The organism is Serratia sp. GW822-FHT06E05, from assembly GCF_058799445.1.
Genome location: NZ_JBXALM010000003.1, coordinates 65849 through 86503, shown reverse-complemented (window position 1 = coordinate 86503; position 20655 = coordinate 65849). Strand labels below are relative to the sequence as shown.

Sequence of the window (20655 nt, the reverse complement as noted above, 5' to 3'; positions counted from 1 at the left end):
AAAAAAGCGCTGAAAACTCAGCGCTTTTTTTCATTCATCCGCCAGGAACAATTCCAGTAGTGAATTAAGGAACAGTTTGCCTTTCTCGGTGATCTGCCAATACTCCGGTGTTTCTACCAGATAACCTTTCGCCAGTGCTTCGTCCAGCGCTGCACGGATCGCGCTTTCATCCAGCCCGGTGTAGTTGACGAATTCAGCACGCGGTGCGGCTTCCAGCAGGCGGAAGCGGTTCATAAAGAATTCGAACGGCCGGTCCGCCGCCGTCACCTCATGCTGCTTGTCCATATACTTGCCCTGCATAAAACCACGCGGATGCTTGGTTTTCGCGGTGCGCAGAATGCGGCCGTCGCTGAAGGTTAACTTGCCGTGCGCGCCGCAGCCAATCCCCAGATAGTCGCCAAAGCGCCAGTAGTTGAGGTTATGTTGGCACTGATAGCCCGGTTTGGCGTAGGCCGAAGTTTCATACTGCTGATAGCCGGCGGCGCTCAGCAATTCATGGCCCCGCTCGAAAATGTCCCACAGCGCGTCGTCGTCCGGTAGCACCGGCGGGCGTGAACTGAAAAGCGTATTGGGCTCGATAGTCAGTTGATACCACGACAGATGCGGTGGATTGAGGGCAATGGCCTGGCGCAGATCGTCCAGCGCCTCTTCCAGCGACTGGTCCGGCAGGCCGTGCATCAGATCCAGGTTAAAACTGCGCAAACCCAGGCCGGTAGCCAGGTGAGCTGCGCGTTTGGCCTCTTCCGGGCCGTGAATGCGACCCAGACGAGTCAATTTCTCGGCGCTGAAGCTCTGCACGCCGATAGAAATGCGGTTCACACCGGCGCGTTGATAGCCGCTGAAGCGATCGGCTTCTACGGTACCCGGGTTGGCCTCCATGGTGATCTCGGCGCCGTCAATCACCGGAATGCGTGCCCGCACGCCGTCCAGCAGTGACTGCATCGCTTCGGCACTCAACAGGCTGGGGGTGCCGCCGCCGATAAAAATGGTGCTGATTTCGCGACCACTGACCAGCGGCAGATCGGCGTCCAGATCCGCCAGCAGGTGATCGACGTATTCCTGATGCGGCACTTCGCCCTTCAACGCATGTGAGTTGAAGTCGCAGTACGGGCATTTCTGCACGCACCACGGAATGTGAATGTACAAACTCAGCGGGGGCAACTTAAGCATTGCGCATCGCTTCCAGCATCAGCTTCAGGGCTTTACCACGGTGTGATACGGCGCGCTTTTCGTCACGGCTCAGCTCGGCAGCGGTGCGGCCCAACTCCGGAACGTAGAAGATAGGATCATAGCCAAAACCGCCTTCACCGGCGGCGGCATCGGTGATTTCACCGGCCCAGCTGCCGTGGAACACCAGCGGCGTCGGATCTTCCGCGTGGCGCATATACACCAGCACGCAGTGGAACTGTGCGCCGCGGCTGCCCTTGGGCACGTCTTTCAGCGCAACCAGCAGCTTGTCGAGGTTTTGCTGGTCAGAGGCGTCTACACCCGCGTAACGTGCAGAATAGATGCCTGGCGCGCCGCCCAGCGCATCCACCGCCAGACCCGAGTCGTCGGCGATCGCCGGCAGACCGGTGATTTGCGCCGCATGGCGGGCTTTCAGAATGGCATTTTCGATAAACGTCAGGCCGGTTTCCTCGGCAGACTCCACGCCCAATTCGGTTTGAGCGACCACGTTCAGGCCGAAATCGGCCAACAGGTCGGCGAGTTCGCGCACTTTACCCGGGTTACCGGTGGCAAGAACGACTTTTTGCATGATGACTACCTTGAAATTTATTCGATTAGCGCCGCGACCACGGCGGGGATCTGTTGCGGATTAACGATGCGTAACTGTTTATGCCGCCCCAGCTCGCCTTTCTCTATGGTGACGTTGCTTTTCGCCACTTTGAACTGCTTGGCGAGAAACTTGATCAGATGAGCGTTGGCCTGGCCGTCTACCGGCGGGGCGGTAATGGCGACTTTAAGTTCGTCGCCATGCAAACCGACAATCTGGTCGCGGCTGGCTTTCGGCTGAATATATAGCCTGATTGCCAGCCCGTCCAGCACGGGGATGACTGCACTCACAGCAGGAACCAGATCTCACCGAACAGATCCATACCCAGGTAGTTGATCAGATACAGGATCAGGATCACTACCATCGCTGAAAAATCAATGCCGCCCATTGCCGGAAGAATACGGCGGATTGGCGCCATCAACGGTTCGGTCAGTTGATACATCAACTGATCAATCGGGCTGCGGCCCTGACTTATCCAGCTCATCAGCGCGCGGATAATCATCACCCAGAAGATCAGATAACCGGCCGACTTTACCAGAGAGATCAAGCCAAACAGCAGGTTATACGGGCTGAGTGACATCGCGCCGCCCTGAATCAGCAGCAACAGCGGGTACTTGATGGTCATCAGCAGGAAAGCCAACAGCAGGGATGCACTGTCAATAGGTCCCATTGACGGGATAATACGGCGCAGCGGGCCAATCACCGGCTGGGTGATCTTCACGATAAACTGCGCGAATGGGTTGTAAAAGTCAGCGCGTGTCCACTGCATCCAGATGCGCAGCAGCAGTACCATGACGTAAAGATCAATAACGGTTTTGACCAAAAAAGTCAGCGTTAGCATGAAGTCGTCCTTCTCCTTAACTCTCGGTTATTTAAAATGATTTTTCCATTTCCTGCGCACGGGAAACTGCCGCCTGCATGGCTTTGGCCACGGTTGCCGGCAGTTGTTGCTCGTTGAATACCCGCAGCGCCTCGGCGGTGGTGCCGCCTTTGGACGTTACCTGCTCACGCAAGGTCGACAACGGCGTCTCCGGGTTGGCTTCCACCAGCGCAGCGGCGCCGGATGCCGCTTGTTGCACCAGCGCACGGGCCGTCTGGCTGTCGAAGCCCATACGTTCGGCTTCCTGCTGCATGGCTTCCATAAACAGGAAGAAATAGGCCGGGGCACTGCCCGCAGCGGCGATCACGCTGTTGATGCCGTTTTCGTCATCCACCCAACATACCTTGCCAACTGACGCCATCAAATCACTGGTGTAGTCACGATCCTGTTGGCTGACCTGCTGCGGCGCATACAGGCCACTCATGCCTTTACCCACCAGCGATGGCGTGTTTGGCATAATGCGTACGATATTCAGATTGTCGGCCAGCAGCTGGTAAAAACGGCTGACCTGAATGCCTGCGGCGATCGACAGCACCAGTTTGCCGCTGAAATCGATCTGATCGCGCAACGGCTGGCAAACATCTGCCATCATCTGTGGCTTCACCGCCAGTACGATGACGTCGGCCTCGCGTGCGCAGGCAAGATTATCGCCGCTGCTAACGATGCCGTAGTCGGCAGCCAGCGCATCGCGGTTTTTAGCTGAAGGCGCGCAGACGCTGATGGATTTGGCCGGGTAACCGCCCGCCACCAGGCCGGCGATGATTGCGCGGGCCATGTTGCCGGCGCCAATGAAGGTAATCTTACGGTGTTGCATTAAAATTCCTCGTCAGTGTGTCAGGACTGCGAATAATCTCGCGCGCCAAAAATGGCGGTACCGATACGAACCAGAGTGCTGCCTGCGGCAATGGCCGCCGTCATGTCATCGGTCATGCCCATCGACAGCGTGTCTACCTGTGGATAATGCTGTTGCAGCGCCAAGAAGGCGTCGTGCATCTGGCGGAATACCGCCAATTGACTCTGGTAGTCTTCTTGCGGAGCCGGAATCGCCATCAGCCCGCGTAAAAGAACGTTCGGCAAGGCGACAACCGCTTCTGCCAGCGCCGGCAGTTCAGCCAGTACAATGCCAGATTTACTCTGTTCATCGCTGATATTTATTTGGATCAGAACGTTAAGCGGCGGCATGTCTGCCGGGCGCTGGTCGCTTAACCGCTGGGCGATACGCAGCCGATCGACGGTATGGCACCAGGCAAAGTGCTCTGCCACCAGCCGGCTCTTATTGGATTGCAAAGGGCCGATAAAGTGCCAATCCAGCGTTGCTCCTTCCGGCAGCGCGTCAAAATGCTGAACCTTATCCACGCCTTCCTGTACATAGTTTTCCCCGAAGGTTCGCTGGCCTGCCGCGATAGCTTCTGCGATCGCCGCCACAGGTTTGGTTTTACTCACTGCAAGCAGCGTCACTTCTTCTGGAGCGCGAGCGCAGCCTTGAGCGGCCGCGGCAATGCGGTTTCTGACATCCTGCAGATTCTGTTGGATAGTGCTCATCATTGACCCAGGAGATTGATATGGATATCGGTGAATTCGTGGCCCTTAGTGTAAAGCATAATGCTTCCGATCTGCACCTTTGTACGGGGCATCGGCCGATGTTGCGCATCGATGGCGAATTACAGCCGCTGGCAGGTGCGGAAAAACTGAGCGAGACCAAGATGCATCGCTTGTGCAACGCGCTGCTGCAACCCCAGCAGCGGCAGCAATTGCAACAGCAGGGGCAGCTTGATCTGGCGCTGACGCTTGCGGGCGATATTCGGCTGCGCGCCAATTTCTTTCTGCAAAGCCTCGGGGTTTCGCTTGCCTTGAGGCTGATTGCCGGCGAGTGCCCGACGCTGGCGGCGTTGGCAGCACCAGACATCATTCCGGCCCTGGTGCGCAGGGAAGATGGCCTGATTTTGGTGACCGGCGCGACCGGCAGCGGTAAATCCACCACCCTGGCGGCAATGATTGACGACATCAATCAGCACCAGCGGCGGCATATCCTTACGCTGGAGGATCCGATCGAATTTATTCACCGCAGTCGACACTCTTTAATTCAGCAGCGCGAATTGGGCCGCGACAGCCACAGCTTTGACGACGCATTACGTGCAGCCCTGCGTGAAGATCCAGACGTCATCTTGCTGGGGGAGCTGCGTGACACCACAACCATCAGGCTGGCGCTTACCGCTGCGGAAACCGGCCATCTGGTACTGGCGACGCTGCATACCCGTAGCGCGACGCAGGCGGTCGATCGGCTGGTGGATGTTTTCCCGGCGGAAGAAAAGCCCTACGTGCGTGCACAGTTGGCCGGTAGCCTGCAGGCGGTGATTGCACAGAAGCTGTTGAGTCGGCCCGGGGGCGGCAGGGTGGCGATTTTTGAGGTGCTGACGGCGACGGCGGCGGTCAGCAGCATGATCCGCGAGGGCAAAACCCATCAGCTTGCCAGCGTGCTGCAAACCGGTGGGCAGTCCGGCATGCAGACCTTTGAGCAAGGTCTGCAACAGCGGATCTGTGCGGGATTACTGGGCGGCGCGGAGGGGACTTTGCCAAGGGATTAACCCAATTGCCGTTCAAACCAGCTTTCCAGGATTACCACCGCCGAGGCGGAATCCACGCTGCCCTTGTCCAGCGCGCGGAAGCCGCCGCGATCAAACAGGTTGGCGCGGGCTTCGACGGTACTGAGACGCTCATCATGCAGCGCGATCTGCACGCCAAAGCGGCCGTGCAGGCGGTTGGCGAACTTGCGCGCTTGCTCGGTGACCGGCTGTTCGGTGCCGTCCATGTTCAGCGGCAGACCGACTACCACCAAGTCCGGTTGCCACTCTTTCAGCAACTTCTCGATCTTCTGCCAGTCCGGCGAACCGTCCTGTGCTTTGAAAGCCGCCAGTGCACGGGCGCTGCCGGTTAGCTCCTGGCCGATGGCCGCGCCAATGCTTTTGGTGCCGAAGTCGAAGGCGATAATGGTGCGGTTGGTCATCAGGCGTGTCCTGCATGGTTGGCAATGCTGCGGATATCAATGCCAAGGCGATTGGCGGCCTCACGCCAGCGGCTGGCGATCGGCGTATGGAATAAAATGTCGGTGTCGGCTTCGATGGTCAGCCAGGCGTTTTCCAGCACTTCCTGTTCCAACTGGCCTTTCTCCCAGCCGGCATAGCCGAGCGCGACCAGTACGTCCTCCGGCTGTTCCGGCGTGCCCAAGGTTTCCAGTACGTCTTTCGAGGTGGTGATCATGGTATCCGGCGAGATCTGGATACTGGAGCCGAAGCCTTTGCACGGCGTATGCAGGATAAAACCGCGATCGTCAGCCAGCGGGCCGCCGGCAAACACCGGTTTATCCAGACTGATGGCCGGATCGCGCGCCTGTGGCATGATCTTCAGTTTGCTCAGCACTGTTTCCACCGTGAACTGTTCCACCGGTTTATTGATCACCAGGCCCATGGCGCCGTCTTCATTGTGCTCGCAGACATAAATCACCGAGCGTTTGAAGCGAGGATCCTGAAGTGATGGCATAGCGATAAGAAAATGGTGTTGTAAATTCATGGTGTTATTTAAGGTATTTGATTGGTGAGAAGTTAAACAGCCGCCAGTATGCGGCTATCCCCATCGCCTTTCAAGCCGCGACTCGGTTGACGCGGGCTGACAGCGTCATTCAGGGAGGTCGGGAAGGCGGGCGACGCAAGTCACCCGCATTTCGATTACTTCGCTGCCAGACGCTTCTCGATTGCATCCATCAGCATACCGGTGATGGAAACCGGGAAGGCCGCTTCTATTTCACGCGCGCAGGTCGGGCTGGTGACGTTGATTTCAGTCAGGCGATCGCCAATCACGTCCAGGCCCACAAAGATCAGCCCTTTTTCTTTCAACGTCGGGGCTACCGCACGCGCAATTTTCCAGTCGCTTTCGCTCAGTGGACGCGCTTCACCACGGCCGCCTGCCGCCAGGTTGCCTCGGGTCTCGCCCTGCGCCGGGATGCGCGCCAGGCAGTAAGGTACTGGCTCACCGTCAACCACCAGAATGCGCTTATCGCCCTCTTTGATTGCCGGCAAGAAGTTCTGCGCCATGCAGAAACGGCTACAGTGCTCGGTCAGGGTTTCGATAATCACCGACAGGTTAGGGTCGTCCTGCTTCACGCGGAAGATAGACGCGCCGCCCATGCCGTCCAGCGGTTTGAGAATAATGTCGCCGTGCTGCTGGTGGAATTTGCGGATGTGCACCGCGCTGCGGCTGACCAGGGTGTCCGGCGTCAGTTCCGGGAACCAGGCGGTAAACAGCTTTTCGTTGCAGTCACGCAGGCTCTGCGGCTTATTAACTACCAGCGTGCCTTTGACCTCTGCGCGTTCCAGAATATAGGTCGCGTAGATGTATTCAGTATCGAAAGGGGGATCTTTACGCATCAGGATCACGTCCAGATCATGCAGCGCCAGATCCTGCTCGCTGCCAAAGCTGAACCAGCTCTCTTTATCTTCCTTCACGCTCAGCAGCCGAGTGCGGGCGCGGCCGTCACCGGCGTGCAGATAGAGATCGTCCATCTCCATGTAGTGCAGTTCCCAGCCACGGCGCTGCGCTTCGAGCAGCATGGCGAAGCTGGTGTCTTTTTTGATGTTGATGGAGGCGATAGGGTCCATCACGATGCCGAGCTTAATCATCTTTTCTCCTTTAACCCAGATCGCCGAAACGTACCTGCAAAGCGGTAATTGCGGTGAGCGCTGTGGTTTCTGTACGCAGAACGCGTGGCCCAAGCAGGATATCAGTAAATCCGTGGCCTGTGGTCATCGCAATTTCGTCGGCGGATAAACCGCCTTCCGGCCCAATCAGCAGGCGGACATGTTCCACCGGCAGCGGCAGGGTATTGATACTGTGGTTGGCGCGTGGGTGCAGGTTGAGTTTCAGGCTGCCATCTTGCTCGGCGCACCAGTCTTCCAGTTTCATCGCCTCGCGAATTTCCGGAATACGGTTGCGGCCACATTGTTCGCAGGCGGCGATGGCGATCTTCTGCCATTGCTGGATTTTTTTCGCCAGACGCTCGCCGTCCAACTTCACACCGCAGCGCTCGGAAAACAGCGGAGTAATGACATTGACCCCGAGCTCGATGGATTTCTGAATGGTGAATTCCATCTTCTCACCGCGAGAAATCACCTGGCCCAGATGCAGATTGAGTGGCGATTCACGGTCTTCCGGTTGGCCGGCGGCTAGCCGCACCAGCACGTTTTTTTTGTCGACCTGGGTGATCTCGGCGTCAAATACCTGGTTGCTGCCGTCGAAGAGCTGTAGTGCCTGGCCGGCGCTCATTCGCAGTACACGCCCGATGTGGTTGGCGGCGTCTTCGCTCAGTGCGATTTCTGCATGGTCGATTAACGGCTGCGGGTGATAAATACGGGGTATACGCATTGAATATTCGATCCTGACTAATATGCAGTCATCAGTGCTGCAGCTTGAAAAAAAAGAGTATATACCCAAAGTAATTGAAGCTGCAGCAAGGCGGCAAGTGAGTGCATCCCGATGAGCTTACTTAAGTAAGTGATTCGGGGGCCCTCACGCAGTCAACACCGCTGCAGTTTTAAGTACGAAGGGGATTTAGCCCTTTCGTTGCTGGCAAGCCTGTTGAATATAGAGGTTATGGTTGCCCTGTACCTTAGCGATGCGTGCCTCCCGCAGGCATTCCCATTGGCTGACCGGATACTGACGGTTCCACACCTCGAAAAGCTGGGTCTGTTGGCGGGAAAGCCGCAGTTGATAGTGATCGCGCATATAAAAATAGGTGCGGGCGATCGCGCCGCGAGCGCGTGCGGGCGGTTCGGCCTGCTTATTTTTAAAGTCCACTTTCATTGGGCACTGGCCATACTGACCTTCGCCGCCTTTCCATTGGCTGTACATGAAATTATTGCGATCGCCGTTCACTTCGCCAATCGCCGGCTGCAGGTTGTGCAGGTCAGTTTCGATTTGGCGATAGCTCGCGTCTTTGTTGCAGTTTTTGCGGCCACCCTGTTGCCAGCACTGCAATTGGTGGCCGAACTGCCAGGCCGGTACCACATGTTCCCATTCGATACGCTGTGCGCGTTGGGCGTTCTTGCGTGGTTGATAGCCGCAACTGTTTAAATCTGGGATGCCTTTCTTGCCCTGCCAGGTGATCTGGCAGCCGCAGTAGAAAGAACCGGGCGCGTCTTGGTTGATTTTGGCCGCTGCCGCCTTGGCCTGAGAAAAATTATTGATGCCGTGCGCCTGTACGGCGCCGGTGGTGAAAATAACCGTAAACAAAATTTTGCGAAGCATATTCCAAAACTGCTCAAAATTGGAAAGGCAGGCAGGGTAGCGGAAGTCAACGGCAGTGGCAAACGACGGGCGTTAAACTCGTGACCTTCCAAGCTAGCACCGGGGCCTGGCTGTAACTTTGGACGTAGGGAGCAGAGGTTGGATTTTTCGCTTAAACAGGCTCACCGGCGATAAATTTCAATTTTTCGCCGCACTGACGGCAGCGGTATTCGCTTTCTCCGCGAAGCACCCGATTATGCCGACGTACGGTGAGCTGATGCTGTTGGCAACGACAGAGGTAGGGGAAGGTTTTGCTTTGCACCGAGGCAATTTCAAACTGGTGGGTGCGGCTGGCCGGTACCTGCAACACGCTTTCCATCATCCAGCGCCATTCGCGTCCATGTGGGGCCACGCGGCCAAACTGGCGGAAGACTAGCAGGTGCGCCAGTTCGTGCGGCACCACTTCGTCGATAAACGGCTGTTGGTTTTCCATCAGCAAAACCGGATTCAGCCGAATTTCCCAGGCTTGCAGCCAGGCGGTACCCGCACTGGTTCCGCGTTGCTGGTAAACGACTTTGGGTTCCGGAAACTCGACGGAAAAATGCTGACGCGCCAGCAGCAGTTTTTCACGCAGGCAGCGCATCACCGCCTGTTGCAGCGCTATGGGGATTCTTACTTTGTTCATTGCGGCTAGCTTAAGCAATGGCGCGACGGCTGGCAATAAGACGAAAAACTAATTCTCATCCCGCCTGCCGGGCCGGTTTTTCATTGCATTGATAACCCGATCGACGCTGATGGATTGTAATCAATGTGTTAACTGCGGGATAATAAACCGTACATGCTGAGTCTGTACCCGCAGCGCTCACAGAAAAGATTGAAAAGCATCCCAAGAAAATACCTTTCTAACGCAGGGGTTATTATGCGATTTAGCGCAATAACCGACTGATTAAAAATACGTAAGGTGTGGGAAGTTTTTTGACGCGGCCTGCCCCGAGCTGGCTGAGTAAGTGTGAATTTAACGCAGCTGATGTTGCAAGTGAGAGATCAATGTCGAATAAACCGTTCCATTATCAAGATCCGTTCCCGCTGAAGAAAGACGATACCGAATACTATCTGTTAAGCCGCGATCACGTTTCCGTGAGCGAATTTGAAGGCCAGGAAGTTCTGAAAGTAGCCCCTGAAGCGTTAACCCTCCTTGCCCAGCACGCGTTTCATGACGCCTCATTTATGCTGCGCCCGGCGCACCAGCAGCAGGTTGCCGATATCCTCAAGGATCCGGACGCCAGCGAAAACGACAAATACGTTGCGCTGCAATTTTTGCGTAACTCAGAAATCGCCGCCAAAGGTATTTTGCCGACCTGTCAGGACACCGGTACCGCCATTATCGTCGGTAAAAAGGGCCAGCGCGTCTGGACCGGTGGCGGCGACGAAGAAGCGTTGTCACGCGGGGTGTACAACACCTTTATCGAAGACAACCTGCGCTATTCGCAAAACGCCGCGCTGGATATGTATAAAGAGGTCAACACCGGCAGCAACCTGCCGGCGCAGATCGACCTCTACAGCGTCGACGGTGAAGAATACAAATTCCTGTGTATTGCTAAAGGCGGCGGTTCTGCCAACAAAACCTACCTTTATCAGGAAACCAAAGCGCTGCTGTCTCCGGGCAAGCTGAAGGATTATCTGGTCGAGAAAATGCGTACGCTGGGCACCGCGGCTTGCCCGCCGTACCACGTGGCGTTCGTTATCGGCGGCACCTCGGCGGAAGCAACCCTGAAAACCGTAAAACTGGCGTCGACCAAGTACTATGACGGCCTGCCGACCGAAGGCAATGAGCACGGTCAGGCATTCCGCGACGTGGCGCTGGAAGAAGAGTTGCTGAAAGAAGCGCAGAACCTGGGATTGGGCGCGCAGTTTGGCGGTAAATACTTTGCGCATGACGTTCGCGTGGTGCGTCTGCCGCGCCATGGCGCATCCTGCCCGGTCGGAATGGGGGTTTCCTGCTCCGCTGACCGTAACATTAAAGGCAAGATCAACCGTGACGGCATCTGGCTGGAGAAGCTGGAGCATAATCCTGGCAAATTTATCCCGCAGGAGCTGCGTCAGGCCGGTGAGGGCGAGGCAATCAAGATTGACCTTAACCGCCCGATGGCCGAGATCCTCAAGCAGCTGTCGCAATACCCGGTATCCACCCGCCTGTCCTTGAGCGGCACCATCATCGTGGGCCGCGATATTGCGCATGCCAAGTTGAAAGAGCGCCTGGACAGAGGGGAAGGTCTGCCGCAATACGTTAAGGATCATCCGATTTATTACGCGGGCCCGGCCAAAACGCCGGACGGCTACGCTTCTGGTTCACTGGGGCCAACCACTGCCGGGCGCATGGATTCTTATGTCGACCTGCTGCAGTCTCATGGCGGCAGCATGATCATGCTGGCGAAAGGTAACCGCAGCCAGCAGGTGACCGACGCCTGCCACAAGCACGGCGGCTTCTACCTCGGCAGCATCGGTGGCCCGGCGGCGGTACTGGCGCAGCAGAGCATCAAGAGCCTGACCTGCGTCGAATACCCGGAGCTGGGTATGGAAGCGATCTGGAAAATCGAAGTGGAAGATTTCCCGGCGTTTATTCTGGTGGATGATAAAGGCAATGACTTCTTCCAGAAGATCCAGTCTGGCCAGTGTTCTCGCTGCGTGAAGTAACCGCCGAAAGGATTTGCCGCCCGCAGTGGGGCGGCAAATTTCAGGTTTTATCAACCCCTGTGTAAATTACTGTAGCCCGCTGGACGCGATGTTTTAACCTGTATACCCTACGCGCAAAGCACTAATACGCGCATAAAGGCATATTTGGAACAGAAGGTTCGGCAAACTCATGGAAACGCAGGAAAGTCATATCAGGGAATTGCTGGTCTGGATTGAAGACAACCTAACCAATCCCTTGTCATTGGATATCGTTTCTGCCAAATCAGGCTACTCGAAATGGTATCTGCAGCGAATGTTCAAAAAGCAGACCAGTTTGTCGCTGGCTTCCTATATTCGCGCACGCCGCTTGTACCTCGCCGCTTTCGCCTTGCGTTATACGCAAAAAAGCATTCTTGATATTTCTATTGAATATCAATTCGATAACCAACAAACCTTTTCTCGCTGCTTCAAAAAGCACTTTGCCGAATCTCCCAGTGTTTATCGCCATGCGCGTAAACAGGACTTCAGCCATCTGGTTCGCTCGCTGTCGGTGAATCAGCCGGGGGATATCAAGGTCGATCGCATCAAGGTCGCCAAGGGGCAGTATGCTATCCGAGGGAAGAGTTACCCTTACCATCTGGACATTACCGATCTGGATAAGTCGCACCTTCCCATCCGCAGCAAAATCAAAGAGACGTTCTATGCTCTGCTGGGTGAGCGCCCGGCATTGACCTATTCGCTGGCCCAGTTTGTGCCGGATGGGGAACGAGTGCGGGTGGATTATACCCTGGGTGTTGCGGCAGACTGCCCGGTCAGTGACGGTGCCGGGCTTGAAGCGCTGCCGGATATCTCCGGTGATTTTTGTCGTTTTTGCTATGCCGGCAAGCCGGTGGCCCTGAACGATCATATTGTGCAGATGTACACTCAGGTCTTGCCGCAACTTGGCCTGGCACGCCGGGAAGGGCCTGACCTGACGATGTTCAACTATTCGCTAAATGAGCGGGAGGAGCTGCATCTTGAGCTCCAACACCTGGTGCCGGTGACTCCCCTTGACTGAGCGGGGGGGCAGAGCGGTTCTTTTGCTGCACGATATCTGCCATCACCGCCAGCGCGATTTCAGCCGGGGTCTTGCTGCCGAGCGGTAAGCCAATCGGGGCATGAATTCGCTCCAGCTCTTGTGGGCTGAATTCGGCAATCTGCTGCAGGCGTTGGCGACGACGCGCGCTGTTGCGCAACGATCCCATGGCGCCGATATAAAACGCCGGAGTATGGATAGCTTCCATTAGCGTCAGATCGTCCATGCGGGGATCGTGTGTCAGCGCGACAATCGCGGTATTGGCGTGACAGCCGCCGTCTTCAATAAACTTGGCAGGAAACTGACGCAGTAGCGTCACGTTGGATCTCAGCTGCGGGGCGAAATTTTCCAGCGCCTCCGGACGGTTCTCGCACACCAACACTTCAAACCCCAGCGAACTGGCGAAATCGGCGCAGTACAATGCCACGCTGGAAAGACCGGCGATCAGCAAACGCGGGGCTGCGGCAATATGCAGGGTAATTTGCGGGCCGCGGCGTTCCACCTGGGTCGCACTGGCGAAATCGGTCAACGTCAGGCTGCCGCAGGCATCCGGCAAAGTGAGGCGTTTGACCAGCGCATGGTGTCCGTTTAACGCGCCGGCGAGGGTTGTCAGGTAATCGATGCTCTCGTCGCCCGCCGGCAAATACTCAATCAGCACCTCCAGCACGCCGCCGCAGGGCAGCGCTACGTTGGGCTCCAGACCGCCCTCACCGTAACGAATGACCTGGCTGGCAGCCTGATACTCCCCGGCCGCCAGGCGCCGCAGAAAGTCTTCTTCCACGCATCCTCCGGACAGCGAGCCGCAATAATGTCCGTCCTGCGTGGCGGCCAACAGCGCCCCCGGCGATCGCGGTGAGGAGCCGTAAGTGCTCAGCACGGTGCACAGCCACACCGGTTGTTGTTTCAGCCAGTTTATCGCCTGGCTGACCACGGTGATATCGAGATGTTGCATAGATGAGTTACTCGCTGACCGGTAGCTGCGACGGAAGATCTATATCCTGCACGACAGTGGGTTGATCAAGATTAAGCCAGTGTACCGCCTGCTCTTTAAGCAGATCGCGTGCACCATTATCGCCACGTAATTGGCTCAGTTGTTTGCGCAATAGAGCGGAAAACCCAACCGGGTGACCCGGCTGTTGTTCAAAACGGGGACGGACAATGGCGTGGTGCTGCAACGCGCTGGCTACCTGCTGGAAAACCGCCGGGGTAACGAACGGCATATCCGCCAAATGAACCAACCAGCCTTGCCAGTGCGGCGTGGCGTTAACGCCGGCGGCAATGGAATCGCCAAGGCCGACGCTGGCCAGCAGCGTGACCGGAACCTGATAGGCGGCGCAAATCTGTTGAACCTGGCGGTTGTCTGGCCGGGTGACCACCCATAGGGGCAGGCCGGAAGCCAACGCTTGACGCAGCGTCTGTTCAAATAGCGAACGTTGGCGGCCTGCGGCATCCGCAAACTCGGCATTTAATTTATTGCCTGCGCCACCGGCCTGAGAGAAGCGTTCTCCACGTCCGGCAGCGGCGATCACTATGCCTGTTGTCATCTTATCCGCCCGAATTTGCGCAACTTCTAATTACCTTACTAAAAATATGTGTTGTTGAGATGTGTTTTTATTGAAAATCGCATGTTAATCATCACATAATTTTGGTTATAAGCATATGCTTATGACGTCTACGGCAAGGTCGTCAGCGTTTGCGCAACACCACCGCTGAACACAAAACTACAATAAAGATGCAAAGGACTTTTTATGAGCAATTTCAACCCGTCGCGGCGTCGCTTTATCAAAAGCGCCGTGATAGCGGGGGTCTCCGTGTACCTCGCGCCCCTGTACAGCCGTGCCTATGCCGCGCTGTTTGAGCAGAAGATCCTCCAGTCCCCGAACTGGGATGCCCACGAGAAACGTATACGCTTTCGTATCGATGGCCGTGCCAAGGTCATGGGGCAGAAGGTCTTTGCCCGTGATATTCGCGCGGTGGATATGCCGCACTGGCCACAGCAGCAGGCGCACGCCTTTATTTTGCGTGTCACTCAAGCAGACAAGCTGTTCGAAGGTATCGATCTCTCATTGCTGGGCGACGACCTGCAGCCCGATCGGCTGGTAACCGCCGAGGATTTGGCGCGCGACGGTTTGGCCTTCCCGGCATTTTACGGCGACGACATGCTGCTGCCGATTGGCAAAACCCCGGCTTACCTGGGCCAGGCGGTGGCAATCCTGATTTATCACGATTTTGCCCGTTTCCGCTTTGCCAAAGACAAGCTGAAATTCCGCGAAGGCACGATTAAATACGGGGCGCAAACCGGTCCGCTGCAGCGCGACCCTTGGGGCACTTTCCGCTATGTGCGGGTGGGGGGAGACAAGCCGTTCGATGACGACCGTTTTTCCAGCCTGAAGGATACTCCGATTTTCCCGGTTTCGATGAAGAAACACCTGCCGGTCTGGCCGGAAGGACGCGAAGGCGGCAAGCTGGATCAGGAAGGCATGTATTACGCCGGCATGATTGCCGATGAGTTGAAAACGCCGCCGGATGAGTGGCTGGTGATGTCACGCCGCTATACCACGCAGTCCGTCGACACCTCCGCGCTGGAGCCGGACAACGCCAACGGCTGGTTCGATGCCGATACGCAAACGCTGCATCTGGTGGTGCCGACTCAATCGCCGCAGGAAGTGGCCGATGAAATGCCGCGCATGCTGGCAAAACGCAATCCGCCGGTTAAACAGCTGATTCTGCACCCATGCTACACCGTCGGTTACGGCTCGAAAGATCACTTTAACTTCCCGTATTACGGCGCGGTGGCGGCGATGTACGGCGACGGGCACCCGGTTCGGCTGGCCAACGACCGTTTCGAACAGTTCCAGACTGCGCTGAAACGCCATGCCTTCGACATGAATTACCGCATTGCGGTAAACCGCCAAACCGGCGTGCTGCAGTCATTCCATGGTGAGATGACGGCAGACGGCGGTGGCCGCAGCAACTTTACGCCTTCGGTGGTGATGGTGGCGGCGACCGCGGCGCAGTCGATTTATTACTTCCCGAAAAGCGATTTGTCTGCGGTGGGGCTGGCTTCGCGCGCTATCGACGCAGGGTCGGCTCGAGGTTACGGCACGCTGCAAAGCATGGCCGCCACCGAAATGATGGTCGATGAGCTGGCTGCCGAACTGAAGATTGACCCGATTGAATTCCGTTTGCGCAACGTACTGAAGTCCGGCATGAAAAATACGCAGGGGGCCATTCCTGCCGGGGCTATTCGCGCCGATGAAGTGCTGGAGAAGGCGGCGAAGCATGAGATGTGGCTGCAACGCGCCAAGCGCAAGGCGGAGTTTGAAAGCCAGCATCCGGGCAAACGCTATGGCGTAGGCTTTGGCTGCGTGCAAAAAGACTTCGGTACCGGTGCCGAAACTTCATTCGCCCGCGTCGAACTGGGAGAAGACGGGCGCATTATGCTGTATCACAGCGGTGCCGAGATGGGCACCGGCATGTCGACCTCACAATCGGTGTTGTGCGCACAGTGGCTGGGCAAACCGGCAGACGAGGCTCACTTCTCGGTGACCGACTGGTCAGTGCTGCCGATGGTCACCAGTGGCGATCCTTACGTTATGTCGCAGGCCGATCAGGATCGGTTGCAAACCAATCCGGCCTGGACGCCAAGCTACTGCTCACCTTCCAGCGCCAGCAACTCGGCGTATTACTTCTCGCACAGTACGCGCGAAGCGGCGCGGCTGATATTCGATCATGGCCTGTGGCCGGCAGCGATGGCCATTTGGCAATCCGGCCCCGGTGGTGGCCAGGCGGCACCTTTAGTGGTGCTCCGAGAGGATGCGCGTTGGGTGGAGGGGGGATTGACCGCTGCCGGTATGGAGGTGTTGAGCCTGGAGCGGCTGGCAAAACAACTTTACCAGATGGGCGGGATCGCAGGCGCAGCGGTGCACGTATTCAACCGCTGGCAGTGGGCGGAAGCGGACTTTACCCTGAGTGGCAATAGCGAACGCCTGCCGATTGATGGCCTGGCTGTGCGCAACGCCGGTGGCGAGTTCAAAACGCTGCCACGCAATCAGGTCTATTATCCCCCGACTCAACGCAATAACGCGGCGGTGACCTATTACAGTGCCGTCGGAACCCTGGCGGAAGTGGCGGTGGATATCGCCACCGGCCAGGTAGAACTGCTGAATCACCATTCGATCATGGAGTGCGGCAACCTGATTGTGCCGGAACTGGTTTCCGGCCAGTTGCAGGGCGGGTTGGCGATGGGAATTGGTCATGCACTGCACGAATATTTACCGCTGTACGAAGACGGGCCCGGTAACGGTACCTGGAACTTTAACCGTTACCACCTGCCACGCGCCAGCGATGTGGCGGTCTGGAAACAGACCGATGACATCCTGCCCGCGTTGTCGGAAACCGATCCGCCCAAAGGCATGGCCGAAGTGGTGATGATCCCGGTGGTCGCTGCCCTGGTCAACGCCATCGCCGACGCCACTGGCCACCGTTTCCGTGATTTGCCCGTTCGTGCAGAAAATATTCGTGAGGTATTACAATGAGCATCAAAACCCAGCCGATTTCCCTGACCATCAACGAAAAGCAATACGGCCCGATCGACGTACCTGAAGGGCTGATGATGATCGATTTCCTGCACGAGTATCTCGATCTGACCGGATCGCGTCTTGGCTGCGGGCAGGGTATCTGCCACGCCTGCGTAGCAATTGTCGATCACCCAAGCGGTACCAGCGAAGAGGTGCGTACCTGTATCACCGGCGCGCACTTCTTCAGCGGCAAAAAAGTCCGCACCGTAGAGGGGCATGCCAAGGTGGATGCGCAGGGCGAAGTGGTGGAGTTGTCACCTATCCAGCAGGCGTTTCTGGAGCATTACAGCTTCCAGTGCGGCTACTGCACGCCGGGCTTTGTCAACGCCGCCACCATTTTTGTGGAAAAACTCAAGCGTGAACCCATTGCCCGTGAGCAACTGGAAAGCGCCATTGAACAGGCGCTGGACAGTCATATCTGCCGCTGTACCGGCTATGTTCGTTACTATGAAGCGGTTCGTGACGTGGTGCTCAAAACCCCGGGCCTGCTGAAGGAGACGGCGCAATGAAAAAACGTCTCGCACTGTTGATCCTGCTGGTGGTGATTATTGTCATCGCCGTGCTGTGGTGGCGGGAAAACCGCCGTTACGATGGCCCGGTGCAGCAGGTAACCGCCAGCACGGAACAGGTTGCCCGCGGTCGCTATCTGGCGCAGGCCGCCGACTGCGCCGCCTGCCATACCGCCAGCGGCGGCGCGCCCTTGGCCGGGGGCTATCCGCTGGAGACGCCGTTCGGCACTATCTATGGCAGTAACCTGACGCCTTCGGCCGATCATGGCATTGGCCGCTGGACCAAAGAAGATTTCTTCCTGGCGCTGACTCAGGGTGTGGCACCGGGCGGGCGTCATCTGTACCCGGCGATGCCTTATACTTCGTATAAAGGTATTTCACGCCAGGATGCCGACGACATTTACGCCTATCTGATGACCCGACCGGCGGTGGACGTCGCCATTCCTGAAAACGACATGCCGTTCCCGTTTAATCAACGCATGGCGCTGATCGGTTGGAACCTGCTGTTCCGTAGCCAGGCGCCGTTGCCAGCCAGTTCACAAGGCAATTCGGCGCAGTGGCAACGCGGCCGTTACCTGGCGGATACGCTGGGTCACTGCGGGGAATGCCATACGCCACGCGGCATGCTGGGGCAGATGAATCTTGGCAAGCCGATGCAGGGGGGCGATTTGGGGCGCTTTATGGCACCGGACATCACGCCGCACGGTTTGGCCCAGCGCGGCTGGACGCCGGATGACCTCAACCGTTTCCTGGCAACCGGTATGGCACCTCAGGGATCTGCGTTCAGTGAGATGCACATGGTGGTGGATCTCAGCACCCGTCATCTGACGCCGGAAGACCATCAAGCACTGGCGACCTATCTGATGGGTGAACAGCCGCCGGCCGCAGTGCCGGTTAAAATCGGCCAGGGCAGCGATGCCGGGCGTATCAGCTATCTGGATCAGTGCTCCGGCTGCCATGCACGGGAAGGTGAGGGCAAACCGCACGTAGCGGTGGCGATGCGCGATAACGCCACGCTGCGCCAACCGGATGCCAAGAATCTGATTGTCTCGGTGCTGGACGGTTTACCGGCGCAGCAATTCCCCAACGGCGAAAGTATGCAGAGCATGCCGGCCTTTGGCGAACGTCTGGACGATGCGCAAGTGGCGGAGCTGGTGAACTATCTGCGCGTAACCTGGGGGGGCTTGCCGGCGGATATCACCGCCGAGCAGGTGAAGGCCCTGCGCAAGAAGTAGCCTAAGTCAGGCTAAAAAAATGGCCCGCAGTTTTACACTGCGGGCCATTTTGTTTTTGGCGTGAACTAGCTGCGGCTGGTTGCGCTCATTGCACGCTGGCTACGTTGCTTGACGATATAGCCAATGGCCAAAATTGCCACCCAAACCGGGATCAGCAACACCGAGATTTGAATGCCCGGCGTCAGATACATGATCACCAGGATACCGGCCATAAACACCAGGCACAGGTAGTTGCTGAACGGATACCAGAAGGCCTTGAACTTTGGCTCTACGCCTTCGCGGTTCTTTGCTGCGCGGAACTTCAGGTGCGCCAGGCTGATCATCGCCCAGTTGATCACCAGCGCCGAGACCACCAGCGCCATCAGCAATTCGAATGCGCGACCGGGGATCAGGTAGTTAATCAGCACGCAGAACGCCGTGGCCGTGGCGGAGACGGCGATAGCGATAACCGGTACGCCGCGGCCGTCCACCTTCAGCAGGCTCTTCGGACCGTTGCCTTGTTTCGCCAGGCCGTACAGCATGCGGCTGTTGCAGTAAACGCAGCTGTTGTACACCGACAGGGCGGCGGTCAACACCACGATGTTCAGCACGGTTGCTACCAGGTTGCTGTTCAGCGCGTGGAAGATCAGCACGAACGGGCTGCCGCCTTCCACCACTTTGCCCCAAGGGTACAGCGACAGCAAAATGGTCAGTGAGCCGATATAGAACAGCAGGATGCGGTAGATCACCTGGTTGGTGGCTTTGGGAATGCTTTTCTGCGGGTTGTCGGCCTCCGCGGCGGTAATACCCACCAGCTCGAGTCCACCAAACGAGAACATGATCACCGCCATTGCCATTACCAGCCCCATGATGCCGTTCGGGAAGAACCCGCCCTGTGCCCACAAGTTGGTTACGGTGGCTTCCGGGCCGCCCAGGCCGCTGAACAGCAGGTAGGCACCGAACACGATCATGCCGATAATCGCCACGACTTTGATGATGGCAAACCAGAATTCCATCTCGCCGTAGACCTTAACATTCGCCAGGTTGATGGCGTTGATGGCCAGGAAGAACACCGCCGCCGATACCCAGGTTGGGATCTCCGGCCACCAGTACTGCACATAGATACCGACCGCGGTCAGTTCCGCCATCGCCACCAATACATACAGCACCCAGTAGTTCCAGCCGGAAGCAAAGCCGGCAAAATTGCCCCAGTATTTATAGGCGAAGTGGCTAAACGAACCGGCTACCGGCTCTTCCACTACCATTTCACCCAGCTGGCGCATGATCAGAAATGCGATAAAGCCGCCAATGGCATAGCCGAGAATGACCGAAGGACCGGCCATTTTTATTGTTTGCGCGATCCCGAGAAATAGCCCGGTACCAATAGCGCCCCCTAGAGCAATAAGCTGAATATGGCGGTTTTTCAGGCCGCGCTTCAGCTGGTCGCCATGCTGTTGACCATCCATCAATGAAACCCTCTGTCGTTGCAGAATTACTCACATGCTGTAAAGCAGTGGTTACGATGTGTGTTTTATTTTATTTACGGCGTTATATCTATTAATTCCACGGAGCCGCTACCGTTTGGCAAAGAATAATGTTATGCGCGTCAGTTTGCACCTGCTTTATAGGGTGAGTGATTAAGATTTCAGCAGTTTAGGAAACAAAATGCGGGTT

Annotated in this window: 21 protein-coding genes; 6 read left to right on the top strand and 15 right to left on the bottom strand. The window is 57.0% G+C overall.

The window, feature by feature from the left end; all coding sequences use genetic code 11:
• Positions 1-30 precede the first annotated feature (30 nt).
• The 6 genes from hemW to AC1RKC_RS10370 are packed head-to-tail and all read right to left on the bottom strand — an operon-like array spanning position 31 to position 4196.
• On the bottom strand, positions 31-1170 hold the full coding sequence (gene hemW, locus AC1RKC_RS10395; RefSeq protein ID WP_046372639.1) for a radical SAM family heme chaperone HemW: 1140 nt from the start codon (positions 1168-1170) through the stop codon (positions 31-33).
• The gene (locus AC1RKC_RS10390) at positions 1163-1756 is read right to left on the bottom strand and encodes an XTP/dITP diphosphatase (protein WP_046372640.1); all 594 of its coding nucleotides are present in this window, start codon (positions 1754-1756) and stop codon (positions 1163-1165) included. Before AC1RKC_RS10390 ends, hemW begins: the two co-directional genes overlap by 8 nt.
• A 17-nt stretch (positions 1757-1773) precedes the next feature.
• Complete coding sequence (gene yggU / locus AC1RKC_RS10385) at positions 1774-2064, bottom strand: DUF167 family protein YggU (RefSeq protein WP_262239714.1); 291 nt, start codon at positions 2062-2064, stop codon at positions 1774-1776.
• On the bottom strand, positions 2061-2615 hold the full coding sequence (locus tag AC1RKC_RS10380) for a YggT family protein (RefSeq protein ID WP_044553435.1): 555 nt from the start codon (positions 2613-2615) through the stop codon (positions 2061-2063). Before AC1RKC_RS10380 ends, yggU begins: the two co-directional genes overlap by 4 nt.
• A 31-nt stretch (positions 2616-2646) precedes the next feature.
• Positions 2647-3468 (bottom strand): pyrroline-5-carboxylate reductase, encoded by an 822-nt coding sequence (proC, locus tag AC1RKC_RS10375; RefSeq protein WP_020828602.1) that lies wholly within the window; start codon positions 3466-3468, stop codon positions 2647-2649.
• A 20-nt stretch (positions 3469-3488) separates the two neighbouring features.
• Positions 3489-4196 carry a YggS family pyridoxal phosphate-dependent enzyme gene (locus AC1RKC_RS10370; protein WP_493092453.1) on the bottom strand — a complete coding sequence of 236 codons (708 nt, stop codon included), beginning with the start codon at positions 4194-4196 and terminating at the stop codon, positions 3489-3491.
• 20 nt (positions 4197-4216) lie between these two features.
• Here AC1RKC_RS10370 and AC1RKC_RS10365 point away from each other — a divergent pair, with 20 nt between their 5' ends.
• Positions 4217-5239: a type IV pilus twitching motility protein PilT gene (locus AC1RKC_RS10365; protein WP_420283906.1), complete on the top strand. Its 1023-nt coding sequence runs from the start codon at positions 4217-4219 to the stop codon at positions 5237-5239.
• On the opposite strand, the gene ruvX is transcribed toward AC1RKC_RS10365, so the two are convergent.
• The 6 genes from ruvX to AC1RKC_RS10335 all read right to left on the bottom strand — a co-directional run bounded on the left by ruvX (position 5236) and on the right by AC1RKC_RS10335 (position 9615).
• Positions 5236-5658 (bottom strand): Holliday junction resolvase RuvX, encoded by a 423-nt coding sequence (gene ruvX, locus AC1RKC_RS10360; RefSeq protein ID WP_020828599.1) that lies wholly within the window; start codon positions 5656-5658, stop codon positions 5236-5238. The genes AC1RKC_RS10365 and ruvX overlap by 4 nt on opposite strands.
• The gene (locus AC1RKC_RS10355; RefSeq protein ID WP_041414955.1) at positions 5658-6221 is read right to left on the bottom strand and encodes a YqgE/AlgH family protein; all 564 of its coding nucleotides are present in this window, start codon (positions 6219-6221) and stop codon (positions 5658-5660) included. The genes ruvX and AC1RKC_RS10355 overlap by 1 nt, the downstream gene beginning before the upstream one ends.
• Positions 6222-6376: 155 nt before the next feature.
• The gene (gene gshB, locus AC1RKC_RS10350; RefSeq protein WP_493092452.1) at positions 6377-7327 is read right to left on the bottom strand and encodes a glutathione synthase; all 951 of its coding nucleotides are present in this window, start codon (positions 7325-7327) and stop codon (positions 6377-6379) included.
• A 10-nt stretch (positions 7328-7337) separates the two neighbouring features.
• Positions 7338-8069: a 16S rRNA (uracil(1498)-N(3))-methyltransferase gene (rsmE, locus tag AC1RKC_RS10345; protein WP_020828596.1), complete on the bottom strand. Its 732-nt coding sequence runs from the start codon at positions 8067-8069 to the stop codon at positions 7338-7340.
• A gap of 186 nt (positions 8070-8255) precedes the next feature.
• A complete protein-coding gene (endA, locus tag AC1RKC_RS10340; protein WP_493092451.1) occupies positions 8256-8951 on the bottom strand; it encodes a deoxyribonuclease I in 696 nt (231 codons plus the stop codon).
• Positions 8952-9102: 151 nt separating this feature from the next.
• Complete coding sequence (locus AC1RKC_RS10335; RefSeq protein ID WP_041414952.1) at positions 9103-9615, bottom strand: SprT family zinc-dependent metalloprotease; 513 nt, start codon at positions 9613-9615, stop codon at positions 9103-9105.
• A gap of 362 nt (positions 9616-9977) precedes the next feature.
• Here AC1RKC_RS10335 and fumA point away from each other — a divergent pair, with 362 nt between their 5' ends.
• Both fumA and AC1RKC_RS10325 read left to right on the top strand, forming a co-directional pair.
• Complete coding sequence (gene fumA, locus AC1RKC_RS10330) at positions 9978-11624, top strand: class I fumarate hydratase FumA (RefSeq protein WP_020828593.1); 1647 nt, start codon at positions 9978-9980, stop codon at positions 11622-11624.
• A 169-nt stretch (positions 11625-11793) separates the two neighbouring features.
• A complete protein-coding gene (locus AC1RKC_RS10325) occupies positions 11794-12660 on the top strand; it encodes a helix-turn-helix domain-containing protein (protein ID WP_046372645.1) in 867 nt (288 codons plus the stop codon).
• Here AC1RKC_RS10325 and AC1RKC_RS10320 read toward each other — a convergent pair.
• Both AC1RKC_RS10320 and AC1RKC_RS10315 read right to left on the bottom strand, forming a co-directional pair.
• Positions 12584-13630 carry an XdhC family protein gene (locus AC1RKC_RS10320; RefSeq protein ID WP_046372646.1) on the bottom strand — a complete coding sequence of 349 codons (1047 nt, stop codon included), beginning with the start codon at positions 13628-13630 and terminating at the stop codon, positions 12584-12586. The two genes, AC1RKC_RS10325 and AC1RKC_RS10320, sit on opposite strands and share 77 nt — an antisense overlap.
• Before the next feature lie 7 nt (positions 13631-13637).
• A complete protein-coding gene (locus AC1RKC_RS10315) occupies positions 13638-14222 on the bottom strand; it encodes a nucleotidyltransferase family protein (RefSeq protein ID WP_201896016.1) in 585 nt (194 codons plus the stop codon).
• A gap of 204 nt (positions 14223-14426) precedes the next feature.
• Between AC1RKC_RS10315 and AC1RKC_RS10310 the strand changes: the two genes are divergently transcribed.
• Genes AC1RKC_RS10310 through AC1RKC_RS10300 form a run of 3 tightly spaced genes read left to right on the top strand, consistent with a single transcriptional unit; the run spans position 14427 to position 19002 of the window.
• Positions 14427-17216 (top strand): xanthine dehydrogenase family protein molybdopterin-binding subunit, encoded by a 2790-nt coding sequence (locus tag AC1RKC_RS10310; protein WP_493092450.1) that lies wholly within the window; start codon positions 14427-14429, stop codon positions 17214-17216.
• Positions 17213-17767 (top strand): (2Fe-2S)-binding protein, encoded by a 555-nt coding sequence (locus AC1RKC_RS10305; RefSeq protein ID WP_020828588.1) that lies wholly within the window; start codon positions 17213-17215, stop codon positions 17765-17767. The genes AC1RKC_RS10310 and AC1RKC_RS10305 overlap by 4 nt, the downstream gene beginning before the upstream one ends.
• Positions 17764-19002, top strand: a complete 1239-nt coding sequence (locus tag AC1RKC_RS10300) for a c-type cytochrome (RefSeq protein ID WP_493092449.1) — start codon at positions 17764-17766, stop codon at positions 19000-19002. Before AC1RKC_RS10305 ends, AC1RKC_RS10300 begins: the two co-directional genes overlap by 4 nt.
• 65 nt (positions 19003-19067) lie before the next feature.
• Here the strand turns inward: AC1RKC_RS10300 and AC1RKC_RS10295 are convergent, their stop codons facing one another.
• Positions 19068-20447: an amino acid permease gene (locus AC1RKC_RS10295; RefSeq protein WP_046372651.1), complete on the bottom strand. Its 1380-nt coding sequence runs from the start codon at positions 20445-20447 to the stop codon at positions 19068-19070.
• Between the last annotated feature and the right edge of the window lie 208 nt (positions 20448-20655).

What these genes read in the sequence shown, in the direction of transcription:
- hemW (WP_046372639.1), bottom strand. Translation starts at nt 1,170, where the DNA reads ATGCTTAAGTTGCCCCCGCTGAGTTTGTACATTCACATTCCGTGGTGC.
- AC1RKC_RS10390 (WP_046372640.1), bottom strand. Translation starts at nt 1,756, where the DNA reads ATGCAAAAAGTCGTTCTTGCCACCGGTAACCCGGGTAAAGTGCGCGAA.
- AC1RKC_RS10380 (WP_044553435.1), bottom strand. Translation starts at nt 2,615, where the DNA reads ATGCTAACGCTGACTTTTTTGGTCAAAACCGTTATTGATCTTTACGTC.
- proC (WP_020828602.1), bottom strand. Translation starts at nt 3,468, where the DNA reads ATGCAACACCGTAAGATTACCTTCATTGGCGCCGGCAACATGGCCCGC.
- AC1RKC_RS10370 (WP_493092453.1), bottom strand. Translation starts at nt 4,196, where the DNA reads ATGAGCACTATCCAACAGAATCTGCAGGATGTCAGAAACCGCATTGCC.
- AC1RKC_RS10365 (WP_420283906.1), top strand. Translation starts at nt 4,217, where the DNA reads ATGGATATCGGTGAATTCGTGGCCCTTAGTGTAAAGCATAATGCTTCC.
- ruvX (WP_020828599.1), bottom strand. Translation starts at nt 5,658, where the DNA reads ATGACCAACCGCACCATTATCGCCTTCGACTTCGGCACCAAAAGCATT.
- AC1RKC_RS10355 (WP_041414955.1), bottom strand. Translation starts at nt 6,221, where the DNA reads ATGAATTTACAACACCATTTTCTTATCGCTATGCCATCACTTCAGGAT.
- gshB (WP_493092452.1), bottom strand. Translation starts at nt 7,327, where the DNA reads ATGATTAAGCTCGGCATCGTGATGGACCCTATCGCCTCCATCAACATC.
- rsmE (WP_020828596.1), bottom strand. Translation starts at nt 8,069, where the DNA reads ATGCGTATACCCCGTATTTATCACCCGCAGCCGTTAATCGACCATGCA.
- endA (WP_493092451.1), bottom strand. Translation starts at nt 8,951, where the DNA reads ATGCTTCGCAAAATTTTGTTTACGGTTATTTTCACCACCGGCGCCGTA.
- AC1RKC_RS10335 (WP_041414952.1), bottom strand. Translation starts at nt 9,615, where the DNA reads ATGAACAAAGTAAGAATCCCCATAGCGCTGCAACAGGCGGTGATGCGC.
- fumA (WP_020828593.1), top strand. Translation starts at nt 9,978, where the DNA reads ATGTCGAATAAACCGTTCCATTATCAAGATCCGTTCCCGCTGAAGAAA.
- AC1RKC_RS10325 (WP_046372645.1), top strand. Translation starts at nt 11,794, where the DNA reads ATGGAAACGCAGGAAAGTCATATCAGGGAATTGCTGGTCTGGATTGAA.
- AC1RKC_RS10320 (WP_046372646.1), bottom strand. Translation starts at nt 13,630, where the DNA reads ATGCAACATCTCGATATCACCGTGGTCAGCCAGGCGATAAACTGGCTG.
- AC1RKC_RS10315 (WP_201896016.1), bottom strand. Translation starts at nt 14,222, where the DNA reads ATGACAACAGGCATAGTGATCGCCGCTGCCGGACGTGGAGAACGCTTC.
- AC1RKC_RS10310 (WP_493092450.1), top strand. Translation starts at nt 14,427, where the DNA reads ATGAGCAATTTCAACCCGTCGCGGCGTCGCTTTATCAAAAGCGCCGTG.
- AC1RKC_RS10305 (WP_020828588.1), top strand. Translation starts at nt 17,213, where the DNA reads ATGAGCATCAAAACCCAGCCGATTTCCCTGACCATCAACGAAAAGCAA.
- AC1RKC_RS10300 (WP_493092449.1), top strand. Translation starts at nt 17,764, where the DNA reads ATGAAAAAACGTCTCGCACTGTTGATCCTGCTGGTGGTGATTATTGTC.
- AC1RKC_RS10295 (WP_046372651.1), bottom strand. Translation starts at nt 20,447, where the DNA reads ATGGATGGTCAACAGCATGGCGACCAGCTGAAGCGCGGCCTGAAAAAC.